The following is a 21,760-nucleotide window of genomic DNA, read 5'->3' as shown; positions in this document are numbered from 1 at the left end:
CAAAGGGCTTGCCGCCCTCCCCCGCCACCGGCTCTATTGCCGGCCTGGCGCCTAAGCGCCTTGGGGGGAGACAAGAATGGATCGACGCAACCTTGCGCCGTACCTGGTGCTGGCCTGCGCCATAGCGGCTGGCGTCAGCTATGTGGCCTCATGGGACATGGATATCCCGCCTCTCGCCAGCATGCTTTGGAAGGGCGCTGGCGTCAGCCTGTTGGCCCTCTATGCCGGCCTCAAGGCGCGCAGCCTCGACGGCTGGCTGATCTGTGCGGTCATGGCCTTCGGCGCGCTCGGCGACATGCTGCTGGAGGCCGCCGGCCTGACGGTGGGCGCAGTGGCGTTCCTGGTCGGCCATCTCATCGCCATCTGGCTCTACCTGCGAAATCGACGGCGGGCGGTGACTCGCAGTCAGATGCTGTTCGCCATCCTCCTGGTCCCGGCGACGGGAATATTGGCCTTCCTATTGCCTACGGACCGCGCTCTGGCGGCCGCCGCCACCCTCTATTCCATGAGCCTTGCGGTGATGGCCGCCATGGCCTGGACCAGCCGCTTTCCGCGCGCGCTGGTCGGCGCGGGCGCGCTGATGTTCGTGGTGTCCGACCTGTTGATCTTCGCCCGGGCGGGCGCCCTCGAACACGCAGCCTGGATCGGCCTGGCCATCTGGGGCCTCTATTTCTTCGGCCAGGCCCTGATCTGCGTCGGCGTCACTTGCACCCTTGCCAGGAACCCGCTCGCCTAGCCGCCAACCTTGGTCTGACGCTGTTCACGCCAGTCCTTTCGGGTTCGGGCGTAGAGGAAACTGTCGCCCGGGTCGCTCTCGCCAAACCCTGAACTGCGCACGAGCCCCTCGCGGACGAAACCGCAACGCTCGGCCAGCCTCCAGGACGCGGTGTTCCACACCTCGATCATCAGCTGCAGACGGTGGACGCCTGGCCGCTGCTCGAACAACAGGTCGGCGAACATCGCCACGGCAGGCGCGGCGTAGCCCCGGCCGCGGTCGGACGGATCGTGAATGATGTAGCCCAGTTCCAACCCGTGAATGCACGGTCCGGAACGGTAGAATTGCGCGGTGCCCAGCAGTCGTCCGCTGGCTGTCTCAACAATCGCGACAGCGCCGGCCTCCTCCTGCCAGAATCCGGTGTTCTCCAACGCCTGGCCGAGCCGGTCAGCTTCGGTCAGCGGCTCGGTTATCGACACGGTGAAGGCGAACCGGCCGATCTGGTTGAGGTCTTGCGCGCAGATGCGGCGGATGGCGACCGTAGGGGTGCTCATGGGAATGTCTCGGTGGCGCGTGATCGGAGGGCCCCGCGCGGCGAACGCCGCGGAGCGTTTAGAAGGGAGCGCGAAACACGCCCCGAATGCCGATCTCAGGCCATGCCTCAGCTAGGGACGCCAAGCCTCGCCTGTCAACGCCTAGGCGCTGCGCGGCCCCAGCAGGATCACGCCCGCGCCGACCAGGCAGATCGCGGCCCCCAGCAGATCCCAACGGTCTGGAGCCCTTTGCTCCACCAGCCACAACCAGCCAATCGAGGCGACGATGTATACGCCGCCATAGGCCGCATAGGCCCGCCCCGCCGCGTCGCTATCGACCCGCGTGAGCAGGAAGGCGAACAAGGCCAGCGACGCCATCCCCGGCGCCACCCACCACACCGAGCGGTCCAGCCGCAACCACGCCCAGAACGCGAAACATCCGGCGATCTCAGCGACCGCCGCGAGCGCATAGTAGAGCACTGTCATTCAAGCATCCGCCCACCGACCAGCTTGGCCTCGAGCCAAGGTCTCGGGTCTTTTGGCCATGTTCGCAAGGTCAGGCGCGCTACAGCCAAGCCAAGATATCGCCCCATCACGGTCCATTGATGACCGCAAAGCCCCTCCAGCCTGAACATTCGTCGGGGGAGGCCTCAATCATTTCGGGAGACCTCATGCGTTCAATTCTCACCTTCGGGGCCGCGGCCCTTGCTCTTGCGATCACCTCCGCTCCGGCCATGGCTCAAAGCGCGGCCCAGTCGGATGAGGCCAAGGAAGCGGCGCCTGCGGCCAGCAGCCCGGCAGGCGCGGACGCTAGCGCAACGGCGGCGACCTTGGCGGTCGGCGCCACCGTCAAGGACAAGACCGGCACGTCGATCGGCGAGGTGACCGCCGTGAAGCCGGATCCGACCGGCAAGCAGGTGGCGACCATCAAGATGGGAACCGACACCTTCGCGGTGGAGACCGACAAGCTCGCCATTGCTGACGGTTCGGCGACGATCAACGCCACCCAGGCTGAACTCAAGGCGATGCTCGCCAAGTAACCAGCCTGCCAGACCTTGCTACAAAGCGCCCCGCCCTCACCGAGGTCGGGGCGTTTTCGCATGTGGGCTACAGCCCGAAAGCTTCGCAAATCTTCTGAGCATTCGCCGCCGGCGTCGTGGCCGTGGCGTCGATCTCCAGATCGTAGATCACGTCGCGATGAACGCGTTCGAATTGCCAGCGCGCCAGTCCGAGTTCACGGTCTCCCCGCTCGCGCTCGCGTCGTTCCAGCACCTCAAGCGGGGCAAACAGGCCGACGATACGCAAGTCATGGCCAGAGAGCAGCTCGCGATAGGCCAGCGCTTCGCCCCGTCCCAGCATCACCTCGTCAATGACGAGGTGATTACCCTGCTCGGCCATCGCCGCGATCGCGTGACGCATGCCCTGCATGGCGCGGTCCAGCACCAGGCCGGTCCGGATGGCGATGGATGGATGGCCATTTTCGAGCCCGGGCTCAAACAATAGCCCGTCGGGATGCCCCATCATGCTGGGCGGCAGCATCTCCAGAAACGTGTCCATGGCTACGTGCAGGAAAGGGCGGGCGGCGATCTCCTGCAGCGCCCGCGCCGTCGAACTTTTTCCGACGCTGCCCACCCCATTGAGCACGATGACCTGCGAACGCGACATTGAGCGCCTACTTCCTTCGATTTCTTAGGCCTGGGAGACCAGTTTCATACCGACGACCCCCAGCACGATCATGCCCATGAAGCCGATCTGGGCCATGGACAGCTTCTCGCCGAACAGCAAGGCGCCGCAGACGCCCACCCCGACCGCGCCCAGCCCAGTCCAGATCGCATAGGCGGTGCTGGCCGGCAAACCGCGCATGGCGAAGGCTAGCAGGCCCATGTTCACGAAGCTCAGCGCAATCGGGACCGTCGCTGATTGCCAGGTCGCCTGCACGCCGGCCCATTTCAGGCTCAACGCCCAGATAATTTCGGTTACGACGGCAATGCTAAGCGCGAGCCACGCCATGGGATTTCTCCAGCAGCGGGCTCGGATGTCAGTGGCGGCCGGAAACCCGAAAGAGGCCGTCACAGATGTGGTGAAGCGCGCCTCCTACAGGATTTGCGCCCTCAGTCCAACCCGGCCGGCGCCAGCACGCCGTCGGTAAGCCGCGTGTGCAGTTCCCACAGGGCGGTGCGATTGCTGTCCCACCGGAGCAATTCGCGGGCATCGGAATAGCTCAGCCACTGCACGTCGGCATGTTCATCAGACAACCGAATGATCTCGTCCATCGCCGCCTCGGCCCCGAACGCCAGTTCGCGAACGACGTACACATCCGGCCCCCAACTTGGCCAATCGCGAAACAAACGCGCGGGAACGGTGGCGTGCGCATCCAGTTCCACCCATCGCCTAGTGGGAGACAGGCCTGTCTCCTCCTCAAGCTCACGCTGGGCCGCCTCCAGCGGAGTTTCCCCACCTTCGACACCGCCAGCGACGGCTTGCCAAGACGCTGCATCACCATCCGAACGTCGAAAAACCGCGTAGCTAAATCCGTCCTTCAGCGTACCCCGAAACGGAAGAACAAGCACGTTCACCGGTGATCGCATCTCTTCTCCCTACGACTGTCAGTAGCGATAGGGCCACGGCGGCTCATCAACCGGCGTATCGACTGCGGGCAGAAATTCGCTGAGGGGGATCCGCACCCAGCCATCGCGGGTGTCGACCACGTAGCTCATCTGAGCTGAGAAATCCGTCACTGGCTGAAGGGGACCGCGAAGTTGAATGAACCGCTCCCGTCCCCGGCCCGCCGCGATGAGCAGTTCGATGGATGAGGCGTCGTCCCTAAGCCGCGCTGAATAATCGACGCAGGTTCCTCCATAGCAGAGTTGCCTATCCATCTGGGTCGGAGGCGCGCCGTCATCGTCGGAGAGCAGGATATTGGCGCGAACTTCGCCGGACGTGACGATGGCGACAGCCCCGTCTGGCCCCGACTTCACCTCAAGCCTGAAGTTCGAATCCGGCAGGCAGAAGGCGGTGATCAGGATCGCGCAAGGAATGTCCATGAGGCGCTCCAGATTGGCGCGGTCTTGCGCCAATCCGAAGCCTAACAACCTGAACCTTTTACGCCAATCTAAACACGCGCAGGATGCCTATCTGCGGCGCGCCTCGAAGGCCGCCTCCACGCACGGCATGACCAACCAGCCGACCTGTTCGCCCATGACCGCCAACTCCTTGGCGGTGCTCGACGATACGTGAAGGTACTGCGCCTCACAGATGAAGTGCACCATTGGGATGGACGGATCTATCCGCCCTGCCACACCGTGGAGGTTGAACTCGTCGTTGAAATCGCTCGCCTCCCGAAGGCCCCGCGCGATGTGCGTGGCTCCGATCTTACGGGCATAGCCGATGAGGCTTTGGTTGGTGAACTCGCCGATCTCCAGCGCGCCGCCGAACAGCGTCGCGCCTGGTTGCGGATCCTCTCCGTCGGCCGCTTCAGGCCAGAATTCGATGATCGAGCGCGCGATAAGCGCCTGGCTCTCCGCCACGCCGAAGGCCCGCGCTTTCCGGACGTTGGTTCCGATGGCGACATGCACGGCGTCGAAGGTCATCAGAGCCTTGCTGATGATATCCAGATGCCCGCGCGTCACCGGATCAAACGATCCTGCGTAGAGCGCCTTCGTCCTGGCCGGCTTGAGCATTTGATCTGTTCTCCGCCCTTCGCCCGGACGATAGCAGCATGCGGGCGCTGCAACAGTCCAAGCTTGGCTGGATGCTCGTTTGCGCACCTCATCGGAAGACGTAGAGACCGCCGCCCGCTTGCACATCCGGGAACGGGCCGCTTTCAATTTGCAGCCGTCCTCGGCGGGATCCGCAAACGCAGCGCAATCGCTCGGAAAACGCGCCCAGCGGCAGGCCGCCAAGCCCCTGCGCCACCCAGATCGTCGGATCGCATGGCGTGGCTCGCTCGCACCCGGGCGAAGCGCAACGCGCCACCAGATGCCGATCCATCCCAACGCACGCCAGCAAGGGCGGCCCGTCGCGTCTAGCCATGAGCACCTCCATGACTAGAACAAAGACAGAACACGAAGGCTTGAGCGACTCAGTTCTGGTTGTTTTCGGCTGTTATCCCCAGGGTCGTGCTGATTTTGAGCCGGGCTACTCCGCCAACAGGCCGTCCACGAACTCGGGCAGCCAGGAATTGCGGCCGGGCTTCATCCGTTCCGAGCGATAGATATGGCCAAGATCGGCGTAGGCTCGGTCGAAATTCTTGTTCACGATGACGTAGTCGTAGAGCCGCCAGTGGGCGATCTCTTCCTTGCCGAGCGCCAGACGCTGGTTGATCACCTCTTCGCTGTCCTGCGCGCGGGCATGCAGGCGGCGCGAAAGGTCCTCCCACGACGGCGGTAGGATAAACACCCGCACGCTGTCGTCCGGCGCTTTCTCGGCGATCTGCTTGGCGCCCTGCCAGTCGATGTCGAAGAGGACATCCTTGCCTTCATCGAGAGCGGACATCACGGCCGCCATCGGCGTGCCGTAGAGATTGCCGTTCACCTCGGCCCACTCCAGGAACCCGCCCTTGGCGATCATCGCCTCAAAGCCGGGCCGATCGACGAAGAAGTACTCACGGCCCTCCTCCTCGCCTGGCCGTGGCGCCCGCGTCGTCCAGGAGATCGACAGCGTCAGGTCGGCGTGGTCGGAAACCAGTCGCCGCGAAAGCGAAGTCTTACCCGCTCCGGCCGGGCTGGAGACCAGCAGGAGAAGGCCGCGACGGGTGGTTTCCCAAGGCTTGGCGTGGTCGTCGGTCATCAATCTCTTCCAGTTGCTCCCGGCCTGGGAGCGGTCGCACTTAGATGCTCCCCTTCAAGGGGAACTGTCACCAACGGTGACTACTCCACGTTCTGCACTTGCTCGCGGAACTGTTCGATGGTGGCCTTCAGGTCCAGCCCGACCGTCGTCATCGCGCTCAGCGCGGACTTTGAACACAGGGTGTTGGCCTCGCGCATGAACTCCTGGGTCAGGAAGTCCAGGCGGCGTCCTTGCGGGCCCTCGCCGACGATGTGCCCGCGCGCAGCGTCCACGTGGGCCCGCAGCCGATCCAACTCCTCGCGGACGTCTGCCTTCACAGCCATGGCGGCCGCCTCGGTGACGATCTTGTCAGCGGGCGCGGCCTCGCCGATCAGTTCGGCCATCCGGCGCTCGAAACGCTCCTTGATCGCGGCCGGCTGTCCCTCCGCCAGGGCGTGGGCACGGCCCACCAGCATCTCGATCCGGTCAACCAGCGCCACCAGCACTGCGGTCAACGCCAGACCCTCCTCGCGCCGTGAAGCGGCCAAGGCGTCCAACGCCGCGCCGACCGAGAGCGCCATCGCGGCCTCCAGCCTCGCCTGGGCCTCCGGATCATCCTCGATGTCCACGACTTCCAGTACGCCGCGCAAGGCCAGCAGGCCGTCGAGGCTCGGCGGCCCCGCCCGGCCGGCGGCGATCAACGGCGCGCCAAGGTCCAGATATCGGTCCAGTTGCTCCTGGTTGACCCGCACCTGAACGCCAGCCTCGGCCTTCTTGGCCTGTAAGCCGACGCTCACCTGCCCGCGCGCGAAACGGCTCTGCGCGCCGTCACGTGCGGCGCGGTCAAGCTGGTCGAAACCGGGAGGGCCGCGAAAGCGGATCTCCAGATTGCGCCCGTTCACTGAGCGCGCCTCGACCGCCCAGCTCCACTCGGCGGCCGAACCTTCAGCCCGACCAAAGCCCGTCATTCCAGATAGCGGCATCAGAATTCTCCGCCCGTCCAATGGGCAAGCCGGTCACACCCGGCGATGGCTCACCGCCCAGCCTTCAGCTCGGCGGCCTTGTCCTGCAGCGCCTTGGCCTCGCGTTCCCGCTCGATCGCGCGCCACTTGGCGACGTTCTTCAGGTGCTCTTCGTAGGTCGGAGCAAAGACATGGCCGCCGGTGCCGTCGGCGACAAAGAACAGCGCGTCGCTCTTGGGCGGATCGAGCACCGCCGCCAAGGCCGCACGGCCCGGATTGGCGATCGGCGTCGGGGGTAGCCGGTCGATTTGATAGGTGTTGTACGGGTTCGGGACAGCCAGCTCCGAGGCTCGCAGACCGCGGCCCAGCGGCTTGCCGCCGGTCAGGCCGTAGATGATCGTCGGATCGCTCTCCAGCCGCATGCCGGCGCGTAGGCGGTTCACGAACACCGAGGCGACCTGCGGCCGTTCACTGGCGATGCCGGTTTCCTTCTCGACGATCGAGGCCAGGGTCACGGCCTCCTGCGGCGTGGTGATCGGCAGGCCGGGCTGGCGCTTGTCCCAGAGCAGCACGAGCAGTTCGTCGCGGGCGTCCATCATCCGCTTCAGCACGGCGGCGCGGTCTTCGCCGCGCTCGTACTGATATGTTTCCGGCAGGATCGCCCCTTCAGGAGGTGCGGCCACGTCGCCTGTCAGGTCCGGGCGCGCCATCAACAATTCAACCGCCGCCTGCGAGGTCATGCCCTCGGGGATCGTCACCTGATGAACCACGATCTTGCCGTCGCGAATGTCGCGCAGGATGCTGGCCATCGAGGCGCGGCTCTTGAATTCGTATTCACCCGCTTTCAGCGACTTGGCCGCGCCGGTAACCTGGGCGGCCGCGGCGAACATCGCCTTTGAACGGATCGCCCCATCGCGTTCGAGGGTCGAGGCGATCTCGGTCAGGCCCGCCCCCTTGCGCAACATGACAACGCGGGGCTCCCCGCCGTCGGTCGCCGGGCCGGGCCCTTGGTAGGACCACAGCCCCCAGGCCAGGACCAGGGCCACGACCACGCCCAGCGTCGCCGCGGCGCTGCCGAGCATGATGATAAACCGGCGCATGGGCGAGAGACCTGCGGTCCGACGTCCCTTGCCTTTGGCTTTGCGAGGTTTGCGGCTCACGAGACCTTCTTAAAGACCACGGACGCGTTGGTGCCGCCGAAGCCGAAGCTGTTGGACAGCGCGATGTCGATCTTCATCGGCTTGGCCTTGTTCGGAACCAGGTCGATCTCGGTTTCAACCGAGGGGTTGTCGAGATTGATCGTCGGCGGCGCGATCTGGTCGCGGATGGCGAGCACCGCGAAAGCCGACTCGATGGCCCCGGCGGCGCCAAGCAGGTGGCCGGTCGCCGACTTGGTGGACGACATCGTCATGCCCTTGGCCGCATCGCCCAGCAGGCGCGTGACGGCGCCCAGTTCAATCTCGTCGCCAAGCGGCGTCGAGGTGCCGTGGGCGTTGATGTAGTCGATCTCGGACGGGTCGATCCCGGCGTCCTTGATCGCCGCCTTCATGGCGCGGAACCCGCCGTCGCCGTCCTCGGCTGGAGCAGTGATGTGATAGGCGTCGCCAGCCAGGCCATAGCCGGCCACCTCGGCGTAGATCTTCGCGCCACGCGCCTTGGCGTGTTCGTATTCTTCCAGGACCAGGACGCCCGCGCCCTCGCCCATCACGAACCCGTCGCGGTCCTTGTCATAGGGGCGGCTGGCTTTTTCGGGAGCATCGTTGAAGCCGGTCGACATCGCCCGGCAGGCAATGAAGCCTGCGACGCCCACGGGGCAGATCGCCGCCTCTGCGCCGCCCGCCACCATGACGTCGGCGTCGCCGTACTTGATCATCCGCGCGGCGTCGCCGATGGCGTGAGCACCGGTCGCGCAAGCCGTCACCACCGAGTGGTTCGGCCCCTTGAACCCGTGGCGGATCGAGACCTGGCCCGAGGCGAGGTTGATCAGGGCCGAGGGAATGAAAAACGGGCTGACCCGGCGGGGGCCCTTCTCGTAGAGCTCGATCGAGGTCTTCTCGATGGTGGCCAGGCCGCCAATTCCCGATCCGATAATGACCCCGGTGCGCTCCTTGTCCTCGTCGGACTCGGGAACCCAACCAGAATCCTTCACGGCCTCGTCAGCCGCGGCGATGGCATAGAGGATGAAATCGTCGACTCGGCGCTGGTCCTTGGGGGCCATGGTGTCGTCCGGGTTGAACGATCCCGGGACGCCTGCGCCACCGCCGCCGCGTCCATCGACGCGGGGAATCTCGCAGGCCACCTGGCAGGCGTAGTCCGTGGGGTCGAAAGTGGTGATCCGTCCCGCACCCGACTTGCCGGCCAAAATGGCTTGCCAGCTAAGTTCGGCGCCTTGGCCGAGAGGGGTGAGTAGACCGATACCGGTGACGACGACGCGACGCATGCGTGGGGGCCTCCAAAACGCAGACCGCCGCGAACTCCGAAGAGCTTCGCGGCGGTCGAATAGTCAATGAATTCCGTGGGTTGCCTTAGGCGCCCAGGCGCTCACCGATGAACTTCACCGCGTCGCCAACGGTTTGAATATGCTCCGCAGCGTCGTCGGGGATTTCGATATCGAATTCTTCTTCGAAGGCCATAACCAGTTCGACGTTGTCGAGGCTGTCAGCGCCCAGGTCGTCGATGAAGCTCGCCTTCTCGGTGACCTTCTCAGGATCGGCGTCGAGATGTTCGATGACGATCTTACGCACGCGCTCGAGGATGTCGGACATTCGCTTAAGTCCCTTTGTTTCTAAATCCATCTGCGACGACTGACAGGATGTCAACCGTTGCAAACATACAGGTTGAGACCTTCGCCTCGCCGGTTCGGGCGGCGACGTAGCATGTTCGCTACGGCCACGCCAGCGGGCTCAGATCATGGCCATGCCGCCGTTCACATGAAGGGTTTGTCCCGTCATGTAGCCAGCTTCATTACTTGCCAGATAAACGCATGCCGCGGCCACGTCACCGCCTGAACCGAGACGGCCAGCCGGGATCGTGCTTAGGATTTGCGCCTTCTGCTGCTCATTCAGCGCGTCAGTCATCGGGCTCTCGATAAAGCCCGGCGCCACGCAATTTACAGTGATCCCGCGTGTTGCGACCTCTTGAGCCAAGGCTTTCGAGAAGCCGATCATGCCCGCCTTCGACGCCGCATAGTTGGCTTGGCCCGGATTGCCCATCACGCCGACCACCGAAGTGATGCCGATGATTCGGCCGGAACGACGCTTCATCATGCCGCGCATCGCCGCGCGGCTGAGGCGGAAATAGCTCTCGAGATTGACCTTCAGGACCGCGTCCCAGTCCTCATCCTTCATCCGCATCAGCAACCCGTCGCGGGTGATTCCGGCGTTGGCGACCAGAATATCGAGGCCGGCGCCGGCCGCTTCTTCGGCGCGAGCGATCAATCCATCCACAGATTCGGCGTCCGAAAGGTTCGCCGCGACCGCCGATGTGCGCTCGCCCAGGACCTGGGCCAGGTCCTGCAAGGCCGCCTCACGGGTGCCTGACAGGACGACATGGGCGCCGGCCGCGTGCATCGCCTTGGCGATTTCGCCGCCGATGCCGCCGGTCGCCCCGGTGACCAGGGCCGTCTTTCCGGTCAGATCGAACATCTCAGAGTCCCTTCGCAAAGGCTTCGAGGTCAGCAGGCGTGTTCAGCGGCGTGGCCTCGGCGTCCGGGGCGATGCGCTTGGCCATCCCCGATAGCACCTTGCCGGCGCCGGCTTCGGCGAAGCGGGTCACCCCGCCCTCGCCCGCCAGCCAGATCATGCTCTCGCGCCACCGGACGCGGCCAGTGACCTGTTCGACCAGCAGACGGCGGATCTCTTCCGGATCGAGGGTCGGACGCGCCGTGACGTTGGCGACCAGGGGCGCCCGCGGGGCCAGGATGGTGGCGCTGGCCAGCGCCTGCGCCATCTCGTCGGCGGCCGGTTGCATCAGCGGGCAGTGGAACGGCGCCGAGACGTTCAGCGGAATGGCGCGGGCGCCGAGTTCCTTGGCCTTCTCGATGGCCAGATCGACCGCGGCCTTGTCCCCCGAGATCACGACATTTCCGTTGTTGTTGTCGTTGGCGACCACGCAGACGCCAGCGGCCGAACCAGCTTCCGCCGCGGCCTCGGCCAGGGCCACGTCCGTCTTGGGTCCGATCAGCGAGGCCATGGCCCCGGCGCCGACCGGAACGGCCCGCTGCATGGCCTGGCCGCGCAGCTTCAGCAGCCGGGCGGTGTCGGCCAGGCTGATCGCGCCAGAGGCGGCCAGCGCCGAATATTCACCCAGCGAGTGGCCCGCGACGAACGCGGCTCGCTCAATCCCGACGCCGAACTCCTTCTCCAGGGTCCGGGTGACCGCCAGCGAAACAGCCATCAGGGCGGGCTGAGCGTTCTCGGTCAGGGTTAGTTGATCTTCCGGCCCCTCGCGCATCAGCGCGAACAGCTTTTGGCCCAAGGCGTCGTCGACTTCCTGGAACACTTCCCTGGCTGAGGCGAAGGCCTCTGCGAGGTCGGCGCCCATGCCGACAGCTTGGCTGCCCTGACCGGGAAAAAGAAAGGCGAGGCTCATTGCGCGTCTCCCACGCACTTACGATTCCGAGCCGGGAGGGTTAGGGGATATGCCAAGCCCCGGCAAGGTGGGCGATCAAGGACGGGAGAGAGCAATGCGGGCGGTCATCCGGCGCGACAAGCAGTTGGTCTGTGACGAAATCGCCGATCTGAAGCCGGATCAAGGCCAGGTCCTCGTCCGAACGCTCGCCTGCGGCATCTGCGGGTCCGACCTCCACGCCCTGCATCACATGGAGCACATGATCGACCTGACCAGCCGCGCCAACGGCGGCATGACCAATGGCTTCGATCCCACCGCCGACACCGTATTCGGTCACGAGTTCTGCGCCGAAATCCTGGATCACGGTCCAGGCACGCTCAAGACCTTGAAGGCCGGCGCACGTATCGTCTCGATCCCCGCCACCCTGACCCCGGCTGGCGGCGTCGAGATGCTCGGCTTTTCCAACAACTTGCCCGGCGGCTTCGCCGAACAGATGATCTTGTCCGAAGCTCTGCTGCTGGAAGTCCCCAACGGCTTGCCGACCGACAAGGCCGCCCTGACCGAGCCGTTCGCCGTCGGCGCGCACGCGGTGGCCAAGGCCAGGCTCGACCCTAACAGTGTCGCCCTCGTGGTCGGCTGCGGGCCGGTTGGTCTGGCCGTCATCGCCGGGTTGAAGGCCAAGGGACATGGGCCGGTGATCGCGGCCGACTACTCCCCGCGTCGCCGCGCGGCGGCCGAAATGCTTGGCGCAGACGTGGTCATCGACCCAGCGGTCGAGAGCCCCCACACCCGCTGGGAAGGCTTTGGGGTTCCCACGGCTCGCGCGGCGCAGAACATGGTCCGCATGATGGGCGGTTCGTTCGGCCGTCCGGTCGTGTTCGAGTGCGTCGGCTCGCCCGGCGTGGTTCAGAGCCTGATCGAGGCCTCCCCCGCCGGCGCGCAGATCGTCGTGGCGGGCGTCTGCATGGAAACCGACCGGATCGAGCCGGCGATCGCCATCACCAAGGAGATCGAGCTCACCTTCGTGTTTGGCTACACGCCCGAGGAGTTCGCCGAGACCCTGCACAACATCGCCCAGGGCGTCATTGACGTCAGCGGCGTCGTCACCGGCGCGGTCGGTCTCGACGGCGTGGCCCAGGCCTTCAAGGACCTTGGCGACCCCGAAGCTCACGTGAAGATCCTGGTCCAGCCGGACCTGCGCTAGCGGCGTGCGCGAACTCCAGGTTCCGGAGATCGTGCGGGCGCGGGCCTTGCTTCGCGGCGAGGAAGGCCGGCGCTGGGTCGACGACCTGCCCGCCGTGGCCGCCAGCCTGGCGCGCGAGTGGGATCTGGAGACCATCGGCGTACTCACCGGCGGCACGGATGCTCTGGTGGTGTCCTGCCGTACTCGCGACCGCCAGGAGGTCGTGCTGAAGGCGATGATGCCCGGGCTCACGCCTGGGAACGATCAGGTCCGCGCGCTGCTGGCCTTCGGCGGCCGGGGCTACGTGACGGTGCTCCGCCACGATCCAGACCGCAATGCGATCCTGATGGAAAAGCTCGGCCCGCAACTCAGCGAACTGGGCCTACCCGTGAGCGCCCAGATCGAGGCGATTTGCGCGACCTTGCGTGAAACTTGGTCGGCCAGTCCGGACGGAGGCGGGTTCATGACTGGGGCCGAGAAGGCCGACAGTCTGGCGACGTTCATAGCCGGGCTGTGGCGCGACTTCGCCGGCGTTTGCTCGCAGCGGGCGGTCGATGTGGCCTACCATTTCGCGGATTTGCGCCGCGAAGCCTTCGATCCAGACACCTGCGTGCTGGCCCACGGCGACGCCCATGCCGCCAATACCCTGGCCGTTCCCGGCGACGAGGCCTGTTTCAAGTTCATCGACCCGGACAGCCTCTTCGTCGAGCGCGCCTACGACCTGGCGATCCCCATGCGGGAGTGGGGCGAGAAACTCCTGGCCGGGAATCCGCTCGAACTCGGGCGGCGCCGTTGCGAGCTGCTCGCCCGCCTGACCGGCGTGGACCCCGAGCCCATCTGGCAATGGGGCTTCATCGAACGGGTCTCGACCGGATTGCTGCTGCACCAACTCGGCGAGCCGCGCCTCGCCAGAGAATTCCTGGCCGTCGCGGATGCGTGGGCCGCCGCCTAGAGCTTCATGGGGCTGACATAACCAGTCAGCTCCAGATAGCCGCGCCCGCCATCGGTCGACACCGCCCCCTCCCAATAGATGGGGCCGCCCGCGGCGCGACTGTCGAGTTCCTGGTCGTCAAACAACGGCTTCAAATTCCAGCGCCGCTCGCCCTGCGGCAGGGCGATGGTGAGCGAGCGTTCGACGGGGTATCGCCCCCCCGTGCGAGGCGAACGCCAGATGCGCTCGGCGCCAAAGCGCACCATGCCCGGCGTGAAACGCGTGACGGTTCCATCTGGACCGCGCAGCGAGCCTCCGGCCCACAAGGGCTGGCCCGCGGCGTCGCGCACCTGGAACGCCATCAAGGCCCCGCCATCATCCAGATTGAGCCCGACCCAATCCCAGCCGACTGCCTTGGGATCCAGCAAGGTCGAGGACCATTCGCGGTCCAGCCACGCCGAACCCTTCACGGGAACCGCTTTCCCGTTTCGCGTCACAGTCCCCGAAACCTGGAGCTGCGGGATGCTGTAATAGTGGCTGGCCTGGCTGGGTCTGGGTCCTTTGCGACTATATCCGCCCTCCCCCTGCAGCAGGATCGGCTGGGTCGGCGCGAAGTTCAGGTCGAGCATGAAGGCCTTGCCGCCCGCCTTGGCCTTGAAGCGACCATCGGCAGTTTGATGAAAGCGCCAGTCGTCGATTACAATATCGGCGTCGCCGGTCGCGGCCTCGGCCAATCCAAAACCCGCCCTCGCCGCCCGCTGGTCGTGCAGCAACTTGCCAAGCTTGGGGTCCGAAAGCGCCGCATGGGCGAACAGAATCTGCTTGGGCGCAAACGCGCTCGGATTGCGCTGATCGATCGACGGGCGCGATCGGAAGAAGGTCACCTGGAAGCCGATCTGCTGGCCGTCGCCCGCGTCGAGCCAGCCGGTGACGTACCACCACTCGGTCCTGAAGTCCGGGTGCGCGCCGTGGTCCGCTGGGAACCGCAACGGCGCCCCCGGTTCGACCGCAGGAAAGACGGGCAGCCGCACAGCCGACTTTGGCTGCGTGGCCGCCGGGCTCGCCAGGACCAGCATCGCCGCCAGCAGGGCCAGAAACCGCGCCATCACCAATCCTCCCGCACCGCGCGGACGGCGTCAGCCGACAGCGCGCGCCGGCCAGCCAGCAGGGCGGTCCCAGCGGCCGACGCCACCAGGGCGAAGGCGACGCCGGCCAGAAGGGCCCAAGGAAGCTTGGTCTCCATCGTCCAGTGGAACGACTGCGGATTGACCACATGGATCAGCACCTGGCTCATGATCAGTCCCAGTCCAATCCCAGCCACCACGCCAACCGCGCCCAGCAGCGCGCCCTCGGTGACCAGCATGGCGACGATCTGCCGCTGGGTGACGCCCAGATGACGCAACATGCCGAACTCCTTGGTCCGCGCCAGGGTCTGGGCAGACACGGTTGCGGCGACGCCCGCCAGCCCGACCAGGATAGCGATAGCCTCCAGGCCATAGGTCACCGCAAAGCTCCGGTCGAAAATCCGAAGGGCGAAGGCTCGCAGCGTTGCAGGTTCGGCGAAGGTCACGCGCGGCGCGACATCGGCCGGAAGCTTGGCGCGGAGAGCCTCCATGACCTGATTGGGTGAGCGGCCTTCGGCGACATCGACCGAGGCCTCTGTTCGCCAATAGTCTCCTGTCAGCCGTGTGTAGTCGCGAGCGTCGAGCGTCACCGCGCCATGCTGACGCGAATAGTCGCGCCAGACGCCAACCACGAAGAAGGGCTGCGCGCCGGCGATGGGCAGCACGATCTGCTGGCCGGGCTTCCAGCCGTAGAGCCATGCCGCAGGCTCGGAAACCCATACCGGCGTCTGCCCCGATGGCGGTGCCAACTCGCGGCCGATGACCGGGGGAGGATTGGCGGCCTCCGGGCCCCTCATCGGGCGAACCACAATGGCCAGCGGCGGTTGATCGGCGGCCAGCATCAAACTGGTGGTCTTCTGGAAGATGATCGTCGCCACCCCCGGCGTGGCGGCCAATGCGGCCTGCGCCTTGGGATCGAAGCCGCCGCCAGCGCCCGCGCCATCGACGCGCATATAGAGATCGGCCGGCAAGAGCTGTTGCAGCCAATCGTCGACCGATCCGCGGAAGCTGGAGACCATCACCGCCATGGCGACCATCAAGCTGGTGCTGGCGACAATGCCGCAAAGAGCGACGGCCGCCTGCGACGGCGCGCCCCATAGCCGTTTGAACGCCAGGTCCACCGCCGCCCACCTCAGGCTGAGATGTTGTACGGGTCCCAACAACGTTCGGGCGATCCATGGCATGGCCGCCACCCCGCCCGCCAGCAACAGCGCCATGGACGCGTAGCCGAGCAGCGGGATGCCGCCGACGGCCGGGGCAAGCGCCGCCGCTCCGCCGGCGACCAACAAGGCCAGCGCCGGCCAGATCGGTGGCGATATTCGTGGATCGACCGCATCGCCAGCATTCTTCAGTGCGACGGCGGGCTGAGCCCGAGCGGCCTCTCGCGCCGGGGCCAGACTCCCAACGATCGAGGTCATCAGGCCAAGCACCAGGAACACCAATCCGGCGAGCGGCGAAAACACCAGTTCGGGACGGGTGTCGCCGAAATAACCGCCGCCGAGGTCGCCGCCGAGCAGGTGCAGTGCGCCGCTCGCCAGTCCGAAGCCCAGGGCCAGGCCAGCCAGTCCGCCCACCAGACCGACACTGATCCCTTCGACCAGGACCTGCGCCAGCAGCGCGTTGCGACGCACGCCAAGCACCCGGAGCAACGCGAACTGAGGACGCCGCCGCGCGACCGACAGCGACTGCGCCGAATAGACCAGGAAGCCGCCGGTCAGGAGCGCCATCAAGGCCAACATGTCGAGATTGACCCGATAGGCCCGGCTCAGGCTATCGCTGCGACGGGCCTCGCTATCGCGCGTCACCAGCTGGGCGTCGGCGGGAAGCGCCGCTGCGATAACCGCCCTCATCCGGGTCTCGTCGGCGCCCTCGGCCAGTTTCAGATCAATCCTTTGCAGCCGGCCGATCTCGCCCAGCCGCCACTGCGCCGCGGCGATGTCGAGGACCGCCACCTTCCGTCCCTCGCCGATGCCCGAGGCGACGCCCGAAATCCTGAACGTCGCCGTGCGCCCGCCCGCCGTCAGGACGATCAGCTGCCCGACCGCCCTACCCTCGAGCGCGCCCTCCGACAGGAAAATCGCATCCTCGTCGAACGGCGCGTCGTTTGTCGGGCCATGCGCTCCCTCACCCTCCGCCGCCACCGGGCGACCAAGCAGGCTGGGCGTCACGGCCGCGGCGCGCAGGACATCCAGGCCGAGCACAGTGATCTGCTCGTCAGCACGTCCGGTCGTAGCCTTCAACTCGATGACCGGGCTGGCCGCGCTCACGCCGGGCAACCGGGCCAGGCGCGGATAGAGCTGCTCGTCAAAACCGGCGGGGGCGGCGGACCTGACCTGCAGTTCGGCGTCGCCATTGACCGTGCTGACCGCCCGCGAAAATTCGCTGAGCGCCGAGGCGTTGACCAGATGGACGGCTAGGCCCAGTGCGACCCCGATGGCGATGGCCACGCCGGCCGTCACCACCCGCATCGGATGGGCCCGCCACTCGCCCAGGATCATCCATCGCGCGGCGAGGCCGGCTCCCTTAGCGGCCATGGCGCTCCACCAGGCCCGAACGCGCCAGGGTCAGGGTGCGGTCGGCCACCGCAGCGGCGACCTCTGAGTGAGTAACCAGCACCGCCGCCGCACCCGAGCGCCGGACCTGATCGGCGAAGACCGCCAGAACCCGGGTTGCAGTTTCAGGATCCAGATTGCCGGTCGGCTCGTCGGCGAGCAGCAGGCCTGGTCGATGCACCAACGCCCGCGCGATGGCCACCCGCTGCAGTTCACCGCCAGAAAGCTGACGCGGATAGTCCTCGGCCCGCCCGCCGAGCCCCACAGCCTCCATCATCGCTCGCGCCTTGGTCAGCGCCCCTTCGCCGGGCGCCTGTTGCAGCACCAGCGGCAAGGCCACGTTCTGGCCCAAGGTGAGATGCGGCAGGATGTGAAAGGCCTGGAATACGAACCCGATCCGATCGCGCCGAAGCAAGGTCCGAGCATCATCATTCAGGCCCGCCAGATCGACGCCGTCGATAGCGATGGCTCCGGCGTCGGCCTGATCGAGTCCGGCGATGAGATTGAGAAACGTCGATTTTCCGACGCCGGATTCGCCCATGATCGCCACGAACTCGCCGGCCTGAAGTTCAAGGTTCAGGTTCTCGAACAGGACCCGGCCGCCGGGGACCGACTTCGTCAGGGATACAATTTTCAGAACCGGTGGCGTGTCGGACATGGAGCCCATCCTAGCGGGGAACAACGCCTCGGGTCGCGCTCGACTTAAGGTGGGGACGAAACGGGTTCGTAGGCCTCAATATCCTGCCACGCGCCGGCGAGCCTGAGATCTTGGCGACCAATGGCGATCCAACATCCACCGCCAGGATTGCCTGGGCGGTCTTCCTGGCCAATTTCCACGCCCTGCAAGTGCGCCGTCAGCAATTGCCCCACGCCGCCATGGGAGACGACGACGATGAGGCCGGGCGCAGTCTCGGCCGCCAACACCTGCTCAACAGATTGAACAATCCGAGCTTGGGCGGCCCTGGCGGTCTCCCATCCCCGGACGCTCTCGTCCGGGCGGCCGAAGAACTGGGCCACCACCTCCCAGAACTCCGGCGGCGCGATATAGCCGGTGGCGCTGCGGTCGTTCTCGTGGAGGCCGTGCTCGATACGGGGCTCCAGCCCCAGGCGCCCGGCGATGATCGCGGCGCTGTCGCGGGCCTTGCGCTCGTCGCTCGACCAGACGCCCGCCACGGGCATGTCGCCCGTGGCCAGCGCCTCGGCGAACTGGACCATCCGCGCCCGCCCCACCTCTGACAGCGGCCAATCCGGGATCGGTTGATCCGGATCGATCACCACCTCGGAGTGGGTGACGAACAGCAGATGGTCAGTCATTGCTCAGCTCGCAGGTTTAGGCGGCGGCGGAGGCGGCAGGCGCCGCTGGGCTAAGGCCGCGCAACTCGCCAGGCCGATCGGACCTTGCTCGTCATAGAGCCGGCATTCGCCGACCGCCACGCCGTCGTCGGCGTCGTGATAGGTGGTCTCGAAGCCGATCCATTCGGTGGCCGGCAGACGGTGCAGATAGAGGGTCACGTCGGAGTTGATGTAGCCCAGGCCCTGGTCGCTGACGTGGGCGGCGGGGCTGGCGAAGTCGCAGGCGACGGCGGCGCGCTGGAACGGGGTCAGCGGCGTGCCTTCTACCACTTCACGCACTTCGCTCATCCAAATCCGGCGTTGCTCGCTCGAGGCGAAGCCGCCGCTGATCTGGCGGGTCGCCCACATGCCGCCCATCGGACGCTCGGGCGGAGGCTCGATATCGGCGGGCTTCGGAACGTCCCAGGCCAGCGGCTTCCAGATCACGCCCTCGGGGTTCTCGGTGCGCTTCAGGAACTGGCAGGTGGCTCGTCCCATGCTGACGCCGCCGGAAATGAACTCGGCGTCGACGACCCGGATGCGGTTGCCCTCACGGACGACCTTGGTCGTGATCTCGATCGGATCGAAGCCGGGCAGCTTGTACATATCGACCGTCAGGCGCGCCGGCAGAAATTCCGGATCACCATGTCGCTGTTCAAGTTCGAAGCCCAGAAGGCCGATAATTACCCGGCCATGCAGGGATTTCGGATTCCAGGGACCACGGCAGGCGGAGGTTGGGACGAAATATTGACCGTCCCGTTTGAAAAAGGGTTCGTTTGTCATGGCGCGGGACCATGACGGATTCCCGGTCAGCGAACTAGACTGCAGGTTCAGCTTCGCCATTTCGGAATATCTGGACGCCGGACTGCGCCATCGGGACGCGTCCAGGCTTGCTTCACCGCTCTCGATTTGCGCGCCCAAGCCGGCCCTGTCAGAACCCGAACCTGGTGAAACAGTCCCCAGGCAGTCTCTTCATGCGCGTCCCGTTCCTTGGAAAATTGGCCATCGGCGCCATGTTGAGCGGCATGACCGCATTCCCCGCCGCCGCCCTGCCCGATTCGAACGATCCGTATGTCTACATGGAGGAGATCGAAGGTCCCCGCGCCATGGCCTTCGCCACGGCCGAGAACGACCGCTCCCTGCCGCAATTGCAGAACGACCCGCGCTATGCCGGGCTCTATGCGGACGCGCTGGCGATCGCCACGGCCAAAGACCGGATCACAGCCGTCGGCTTCACGGGCGACCAGACCCTGCGCAACTTCTGGCAGGACGCCCAGCACGTACGCGGCGTCCTACGATCCACCACGCTCGCAAGCTACCGCACCGGCCAGCCCGAGTGGCGCACCATCTTGGACATCGACGCCCTGGCCAAGGCCGAGGGCAAGAACTGGGTCTGGAAAGGCGCCGATTGCCTAGCGCCGGACGACCGCTATTGCCTGGTCTCTCTGTCGGATGGCGGCAAGGACGCCGTCGAGGTCCGCGAGTTCGACATGCAGACCGGCCAGTTCCTCAAGGGCGGATTCCTGCTACCCGAGGGCAAGCATCGCTTCGCCTGGGTCGACGCCGACACCCTGGCCGTCGCCACCGAGTGGACCAAGGGCGAGGTCACGACCTCCGGCTATCCCTATGTGATCAAGCTGCTGAAGCGCGGCCAACCCTTGTCGGACGCCCATGAAGTCTTCCGCGGCAAGGCTGACGACGGCGGATACGGCGTCTCGCCGATCGCCCTGCGCGACGCCGACGGCAAGCTGCAGGCGCTGATCGCCCACCGACCGCTCGACACCTTCAACGCCGAGCATCACCTGATCGGCCCGGCTGGCGCGACCAAGCTGCCGCTGCCATTGCGGTCCTCGGTCCAGGGCCTAATCGACGGTCAGATGATACTCACCCTGGAGGAGGATTGGGCCGCGGCCGACGGCAAGTCCGGCGACCTGCTGGCGATGGATCTGGCGGGCCTGAAAACCGACGCCGCCTCGGTGAGGCCGGCGCTGGTTCTGCGCCCGACCGCCAGTCAGGCGGTGGAACAGGTCGCGACCACCCGCAACCGGTTGGTAGTGGCGCTGTATGACAACGTGAAGGGCGGCATCCTCAGTTTCCAGCACGGCCCCAAGGGCTGGACCTCGACCCAGCTCGACCTGCCGAAGGACATCTCGGTCGGGATCGCATCAGCCTCGGACCACGATGACAGCCTGATCTTGCACATCGCCGGGTTCCTCACCCCTTCGACTCAGGTCCTGGCGGACGCGGCGTCCGGCAAGTCCGACACCCTGCGGACCATGCCGGCCCGGTTCGACGCATCCAAGCACGTCGTCGAGCAGCACTGGGCGACCTCCAAGGACGGAACCAAAGTCCCCTACTTCTTAGCGCGGCCAAAGGATCTGAAACTGGATGGTTCGGCGCCGACCCTGCTTTACGCCTATGGCGGTTTTCAAGTGTCCCAGACCCCCGGCTACGCCGCCAGCGTCGGCAAGCTGTGGCTCGAACGCGGCGGCGTCTACGCCATCGCTAACATCCGGGGCGGTGGGGAGTTCGGGCCGCGCTGGCACGAGGCCGGCCTGAAGCTCAATCGCCAACGGGTCTATGACGACTTCTTCGCCGTCTCTGAGGACCTGATCGCCCGTAAGGTCACCAATCCCAAGAAGCTCGGCATCATGGGAGGTTCGAACGGCGGGCTGCTGATGGGCGTCGCCCTGACCCAGCGGCCGGAGCTCTACAACGCCGTGGTTATCCAGGTGCCGCTGTTCGACATGATCGGCTACACCCACATCGGCGCCGGCGCGTCATGGGTCGGCGAATACGGCGATCCTGCCAATCCGGCCGAGCGAGCGGTGATCGACACTTATTCGCCCTATCAGAAGCTCGCCAAGGGCAAGCCCTACCCACGCGTGTTCCTGGAGACCTCCACTAAGGACGACCGGGTCCATCCCGCCCACGCCCGCAAGGCCGCCGCCCGCCTGAAGGAACTGGGCTACGACTACCTCTATTATGAGAACATCGACGGCGGTCACGCCGCAGCGGCCAATCTCAACGAGACAGCCAAGCGTCAGGCGCTGGAATACACCTATCTGACGCAGCAGTTGATGGACTGAAGC

At 66.1% G+C, this 21,760-nt stretch carries 24 protein-coding genes; 5 read left to right on the top strand and 19 right to left on the bottom strand.

What is annotated here, in order from left to right; all coding sequences use genetic code 11:
• Positions 1 to 76 precede the first annotated feature (76 nt).
• Positions 77 to 736, top strand: a complete 660-nt coding sequence (locus Q8M13_RS12915; RefSeq protein WP_305300365.1) for a lysoplasmalogenase — start codon at positions 77 to 79, stop codon at positions 734 to 736.
• Here Q8M13_RS12915 and Q8M13_RS12910 read toward each other — a convergent pair.
• Together Q8M13_RS12910 and Q8M13_RS12905 are read right to left on the bottom strand one after the other, a co-directional pair.
• A complete protein-coding gene (locus Q8M13_RS12910; protein WP_305300364.1) occupies positions 733 to 1,269 on the bottom strand; it encodes a GNAT family N-acetyltransferase in 537 nt (178 codons plus the stop codon). The two genes, Q8M13_RS12915 and Q8M13_RS12910, sit on opposite strands and share 4 nt — an antisense overlap.
• Before the next feature lie 141 nt (positions 1,270 to 1,410).
• A complete protein-coding gene (locus Q8M13_RS12905) occupies positions 1,411 to 1,734 on the bottom strand; it encodes a YnfA family protein (RefSeq protein ID WP_305300363.1) in 324 nt (107 codons plus the stop codon).
• 185 nt (positions 1,735 to 1,919) lie between these two features.
• Here Q8M13_RS12905 and Q8M13_RS12900 point away from each other — a divergent pair, with 185 nt between their 5' ends.
• Complete coding sequence (locus Q8M13_RS12900) at positions 1,920 to 2,288, top strand: hypothetical protein (protein ID WP_305300362.1); 369 nt, start codon at positions 1,920 to 1,922, stop codon at positions 2,286 to 2,288.
• Between the two features lie 67 nt (positions 2,289 to 2,355).
• Here the strand turns inward: Q8M13_RS12900 and Q8M13_RS12895 are convergent, their stop codons facing one another.
• The 12 genes from Q8M13_RS12895 to fabD all read right to left on the bottom strand — a co-directional run bounded on the left by Q8M13_RS12895 (position 2,356) and on the right by fabD (position 11,567).
• Positions 2,356 to 2,913, bottom strand: coding sequence for a chloramphenicol phosphotransferase CPT family protein (locus Q8M13_RS12895; protein ID WP_305300361.1), 558 nt, complete (start codon positions 2,911 to 2,913; stop codon positions 2,356 to 2,358).
• Between the two features lie 24 nt (positions 2,914 to 2,937).
• The gene (locus Q8M13_RS12890; RefSeq protein ID WP_305300360.1) at positions 2,938 to 3,258 is read right to left on the bottom strand and encodes a multidrug efflux SMR transporter; all 321 of its coding nucleotides are present in this window, start codon (positions 3,256 to 3,258) and stop codon (positions 2,938 to 2,940) included.
• Positions 3,259 to 3,359: 101 nt separating this feature from the next.
• Positions 3,360 to 3,836 (bottom strand): NUDIX pyrophosphatase, encoded by a 477-nt coding sequence (locus Q8M13_RS12885; RefSeq protein WP_305300359.1) that lies wholly within the window; start codon positions 3,834 to 3,836, stop codon positions 3,360 to 3,362.
• Between the two features lie 18 nt (positions 3,837 to 3,854).
• Positions 3,855 to 4,292: a hypothetical protein gene (locus tag Q8M13_RS12880; protein ID WP_305300358.1), complete on the bottom strand. Its 438-nt coding sequence runs from the start codon at positions 4,290 to 4,292 to the stop codon at positions 3,855 to 3,857.
• A gap of 87 nt (positions 4,293 to 4,379) precedes the next feature.
• On the bottom strand, positions 4,380 to 4,928 hold the full coding sequence (gene coaD, locus Q8M13_RS12875) for a pantetheine-phosphate adenylyltransferase (RefSeq protein WP_305300357.1): 549 nt from the start codon (positions 4,926 to 4,928) through the stop codon (positions 4,380 to 4,382).
• 457 nt (positions 4,929 to 5,385) lie between these two features.
• Positions 5,386 to 6,036, bottom strand: coding sequence for a guanylate kinase (gene gmk / locus Q8M13_RS12870; RefSeq protein ID WP_305300356.1), 651 nt, complete (start codon positions 6,034 to 6,036; stop codon positions 5,386 to 5,388).
• Between the two features lie 80 nt (positions 6,037 to 6,116).
• Positions 6,117 to 6,998 (bottom strand): YicC/YloC family endoribonuclease, encoded by an 882-nt coding sequence (locus Q8M13_RS12865; protein WP_305300355.1) that lies wholly within the window; start codon positions 6,996 to 6,998, stop codon positions 6,117 to 6,119.
• Between the two features lie 50 nt (positions 6,999 to 7,048).
• Positions 7,049 to 8,137, bottom strand: a complete 1,089-nt coding sequence (mltG, locus tag Q8M13_RS12860) for an endolytic transglycosylase MltG (RefSeq protein ID WP_370870048.1) — start codon at positions 8,135 to 8,137, stop codon at positions 7,049 to 7,051.
• Positions 8,134 to 9,417: a beta-ketoacyl-ACP synthase II gene (gene fabF / locus Q8M13_RS12855; RefSeq protein ID WP_305300354.1), complete on the bottom strand. Its 1,284-nt coding sequence runs from the start codon at positions 9,415 to 9,417 to the stop codon at positions 8,134 to 8,136. Before fabF ends, mltG begins: the two co-directional genes overlap by 4 nt.
• An 85-nt stretch (positions 9,418 to 9,502) precedes the next feature.
• Positions 9,503 to 9,742 (bottom strand): acyl carrier protein, encoded by a 240-nt coding sequence (locus Q8M13_RS12850; protein WP_056019455.1) that lies wholly within the window; start codon positions 9,740 to 9,742, stop codon positions 9,503 to 9,505.
• A 138-nt stretch (positions 9,743 to 9,880) separates the two neighbouring features.
• The gene (fabG, locus tag Q8M13_RS12845) at positions 9,881 to 10,621 is read right to left on the bottom strand and encodes a 3-oxoacyl-[acyl-carrier-protein] reductase (RefSeq protein WP_305300349.1); all 741 of its coding nucleotides are present in this window, start codon (positions 10,619 to 10,621) and stop codon (positions 9,881 to 9,883) included.
• A 1-nt stretch (position 10,622) separates the two neighbouring features.
• A complete protein-coding gene (fabD, locus tag Q8M13_RS12840) occupies positions 10,623 to 11,567 on the bottom strand; it encodes an ACP S-malonyltransferase (RefSeq protein WP_305300347.1) in 945 nt (314 codons plus the stop codon).
• Between the two features lie 94 nt (positions 11,568 to 11,661).
• Here fabD and Q8M13_RS12835 point away from each other — a divergent pair, with 94 nt between their 5' ends.
• Positions 11,662 to 12,750, top strand: coding sequence for a zinc-binding dehydrogenase (locus Q8M13_RS12835; protein WP_305300346.1), 1,089 nt, complete (start codon positions 11,662 to 11,664; stop codon positions 12,748 to 12,750).
• Between the two features lie 4 nt (positions 12,751 to 12,754).
• Positions 12,755 to 13,681, top strand: a complete 927-nt coding sequence (locus tag Q8M13_RS12830) for an aminoglycoside phosphotransferase family protein (protein ID WP_305300345.1) — start codon at positions 12,755 to 12,757, stop codon at positions 13,679 to 13,681.
• Here the strand turns inward: Q8M13_RS12830 and Q8M13_RS12825 are convergent.
• From Q8M13_RS12825 to Q8M13_RS12805, 5 genes are read right to left on the bottom strand one after another with little or no spacing between them, the layout of a single operon-like run.
• Complete coding sequence (locus tag Q8M13_RS12825) at positions 13,678 to 14,766, bottom strand: carotenoid 1,2-hydratase (RefSeq protein WP_305300344.1); 1,089 nt, start codon at positions 14,764 to 14,766, stop codon at positions 13,678 to 13,680. The genes Q8M13_RS12830 and Q8M13_RS12825 overlap by 4 nt on opposite strands.
• Positions 14,766 to 17,318: an FtsX-like permease family protein gene (locus Q8M13_RS12820; RefSeq protein WP_305300343.1), complete on the bottom strand. Its 2,553-nt coding sequence runs from the start codon at positions 17,316 to 17,318 to the stop codon at positions 14,766 to 14,768. Before Q8M13_RS12820 ends, Q8M13_RS12825 begins: the two co-directional genes overlap by 1 nt.
• On the bottom strand, positions 17,308 to 17,994 hold the full coding sequence (locus Q8M13_RS12815) for an ABC transporter ATP-binding protein (RefSeq protein ID WP_305300341.1): 687 nt from the start codon (positions 17,992 to 17,994) through the stop codon (positions 17,308 to 17,310). Before Q8M13_RS12815 ends, Q8M13_RS12820 begins: the two co-directional genes overlap by 11 nt.
• Positions 17,995 to 18,038: 44 nt before the next feature.
• Positions 18,039 to 18,650, bottom strand: a complete 612-nt coding sequence (locus tag Q8M13_RS12810) for a histidine phosphatase family protein (RefSeq protein WP_305300340.1) — start codon at positions 18,648 to 18,650, stop codon at positions 18,039 to 18,041.
• Between the two features lie 3 nt (positions 18,651 to 18,653).
• A complete protein-coding gene (locus Q8M13_RS12805; RefSeq protein WP_305300339.1) occupies positions 18,654 to 19,451 on the bottom strand; it encodes an acyl-CoA thioesterase domain-containing protein in 798 nt (265 codons plus the stop codon).
• Between the two features lie 230 nt (positions 19,452 to 19,681).
• Between Q8M13_RS12805 and Q8M13_RS12800 the strand changes: the two genes are divergently transcribed.
• Positions 19,682 to 21,757: a prolyl oligopeptidase family protein gene (locus tag Q8M13_RS12800; RefSeq protein WP_305300448.1), complete on the top strand. Its 2,076-nt coding sequence runs from the start codon at positions 19,682 to 19,684 to the stop codon at positions 21,755 to 21,757.
• Positions 21,758 to 21,760 lie beyond the last annotated feature (3 nt).

Origin of the sequence: Phenylobacterium sp. (assembly GCF_030681155.1) — a bacterium.
GTDB lineage: Bacteria > Pseudomonadota > Alphaproteobacteria > Caulobacterales > Caulobacteraceae > Phenylobacterium.
This window is presented reverse-complemented; position numbering and strand designations above follow the sequence as displayed.

What these genes read in the sequence shown, in the direction of transcription:
- Q8M13_RS12805 (WP_305300339.1), bottom strand. Translation starts at nt 19,451, where the DNA reads ATGACAAACGAACCCTTTTTCAAACGGGACGGTCAATATTTCGTCCCA.
- Q8M13_RS12835 (WP_305300346.1), top strand. Translation starts at nt 11,662, where the DNA reads ATGCGGGCGGTCATCCGGCGCGACAAGCAGTTGGTCTGTGACGAAATC.
- Q8M13_RS12915 (WP_305300365.1), top strand. Translation starts at nt 77, where the DNA reads ATGGATCGACGCAACCTTGCGCCGTACCTGGTGCTGGCCTGCGCCATA.
- fabD (WP_305300347.1), bottom strand. Translation starts at nt 11,567, where the DNA reads ATGAGCCTCGCCTTTCTTTTTCCCGGTCAGGGCAGCCAAGCTGTCGGC.
- Q8M13_RS12895 (WP_305300361.1), bottom strand. Translation starts at nt 2,913, where the DNA reads ATGTCGCGTTCGCAGGTCATCGTGCTCAATGGGGTGGGCAGCGTCGGA.
- Q8M13_RS12885 (WP_305300359.1), bottom strand. Translation starts at nt 3,836, where the DNA reads ATGCGATCACCGGTGAACGTGCTTGTTCTTCCGTTTCGGGGTACGCTG.
- Q8M13_RS12880 (WP_305300358.1), bottom strand. Translation starts at nt 4,292, where the DNA reads ATGGACATTCCTTGCGCGATCCTGATCACCGCCTTCTGCCTGCCGGAT.
- Q8M13_RS12890 (WP_305300360.1), bottom strand. Translation starts at nt 3,258, where the DNA reads ATGGCGTGGCTCGCGCTTAGCATTGCCGTCGTAACCGAAATTATCTGG.
- coaD (WP_305300357.1), bottom strand. Translation starts at nt 4,928, where the DNA reads ATGCTCAAGCCGGCCAGGACGAAGGCGCTCTACGCAGGATCGTTTGAT.
- Q8M13_RS12815 (WP_305300341.1), bottom strand. Translation starts at nt 17,994, where the DNA reads ATGTCCGACACGCCACCGGTTCTGAAAATTGTATCCCTGACGAAGTCG.
- Q8M13_RS12800 (WP_305300448.1), top strand. Translation starts at nt 19,682, where the DNA reads ATGTTGAGCGGCATGACCGCATTCCCCGCCGCCGCCCTGCCCGATTCG.
- Q8M13_RS12810 (WP_305300340.1), bottom strand. Translation starts at nt 18,650, where the DNA reads ATGACTGACCATCTGCTGTTCGTCACCCACTCCGAGGTGGTGATCGAT.
- Q8M13_RS12905 (WP_305300363.1), bottom strand. Translation starts at nt 1,734, where the DNA reads ATGACAGTGCTCTACTATGCGCTCGCGGCGGTCGCTGAGATCGCCGGA.
- gmk (WP_305300356.1), bottom strand. Translation starts at nt 6,036, where the DNA reads ATGACCGACGACCACGCCAAGCCTTGGGAAACCACCCGTCGCGGCCTT.
- Q8M13_RS12825 (WP_305300344.1), bottom strand. Translation starts at nt 14,766, where the DNA reads ATGGCGCGGTTTCTGGCCCTGCTGGCGGCGATGCTGGTCCTGGCGAGC.
- fabG (WP_305300349.1), bottom strand. Translation starts at nt 10,621, where the DNA reads ATGTTCGATCTGACCGGAAAGACGGCCCTGGTCACCGGGGCGACCGGC.
- Q8M13_RS12910 (WP_305300364.1), bottom strand. Translation starts at nt 1,269, where the DNA reads ATGAGCACCCCTACGGTCGCCATCCGCCGCATCTGCGCGCAAGACCTC.
- fabF (WP_305300354.1), bottom strand. Translation starts at nt 9,417, where the DNA reads ATGCGTCGCGTCGTCGTCACCGGTATCGGTCTACTCACCCCTCTCGGC.
- Q8M13_RS12900 (WP_305300362.1), top strand. Translation starts at nt 1,920, where the DNA reads ATGCGTTCAATTCTCACCTTCGGGGCCGCGGCCCTTGCTCTTGCGATC.
- Q8M13_RS12865 (WP_305300355.1), bottom strand. Translation starts at nt 6,998, where the DNA reads ATGCCGCTATCTGGAATGACGGGCTTTGGTCGGGCTGAAGGTTCGGCC.
- Q8M13_RS12820 (WP_305300343.1), bottom strand. Translation starts at nt 17,318, where the DNA reads ATGGCCGCTAAGGGAGCCGGCCTCGCCGCGCGATGGATGATCCTGGGC.
- Q8M13_RS12850 (WP_056019455.1), bottom strand. Translation starts at nt 9,742, where the DNA reads ATGTCCGACATCCTCGAGCGCGTGCGTAAGATCGTCATCGAACATCTC.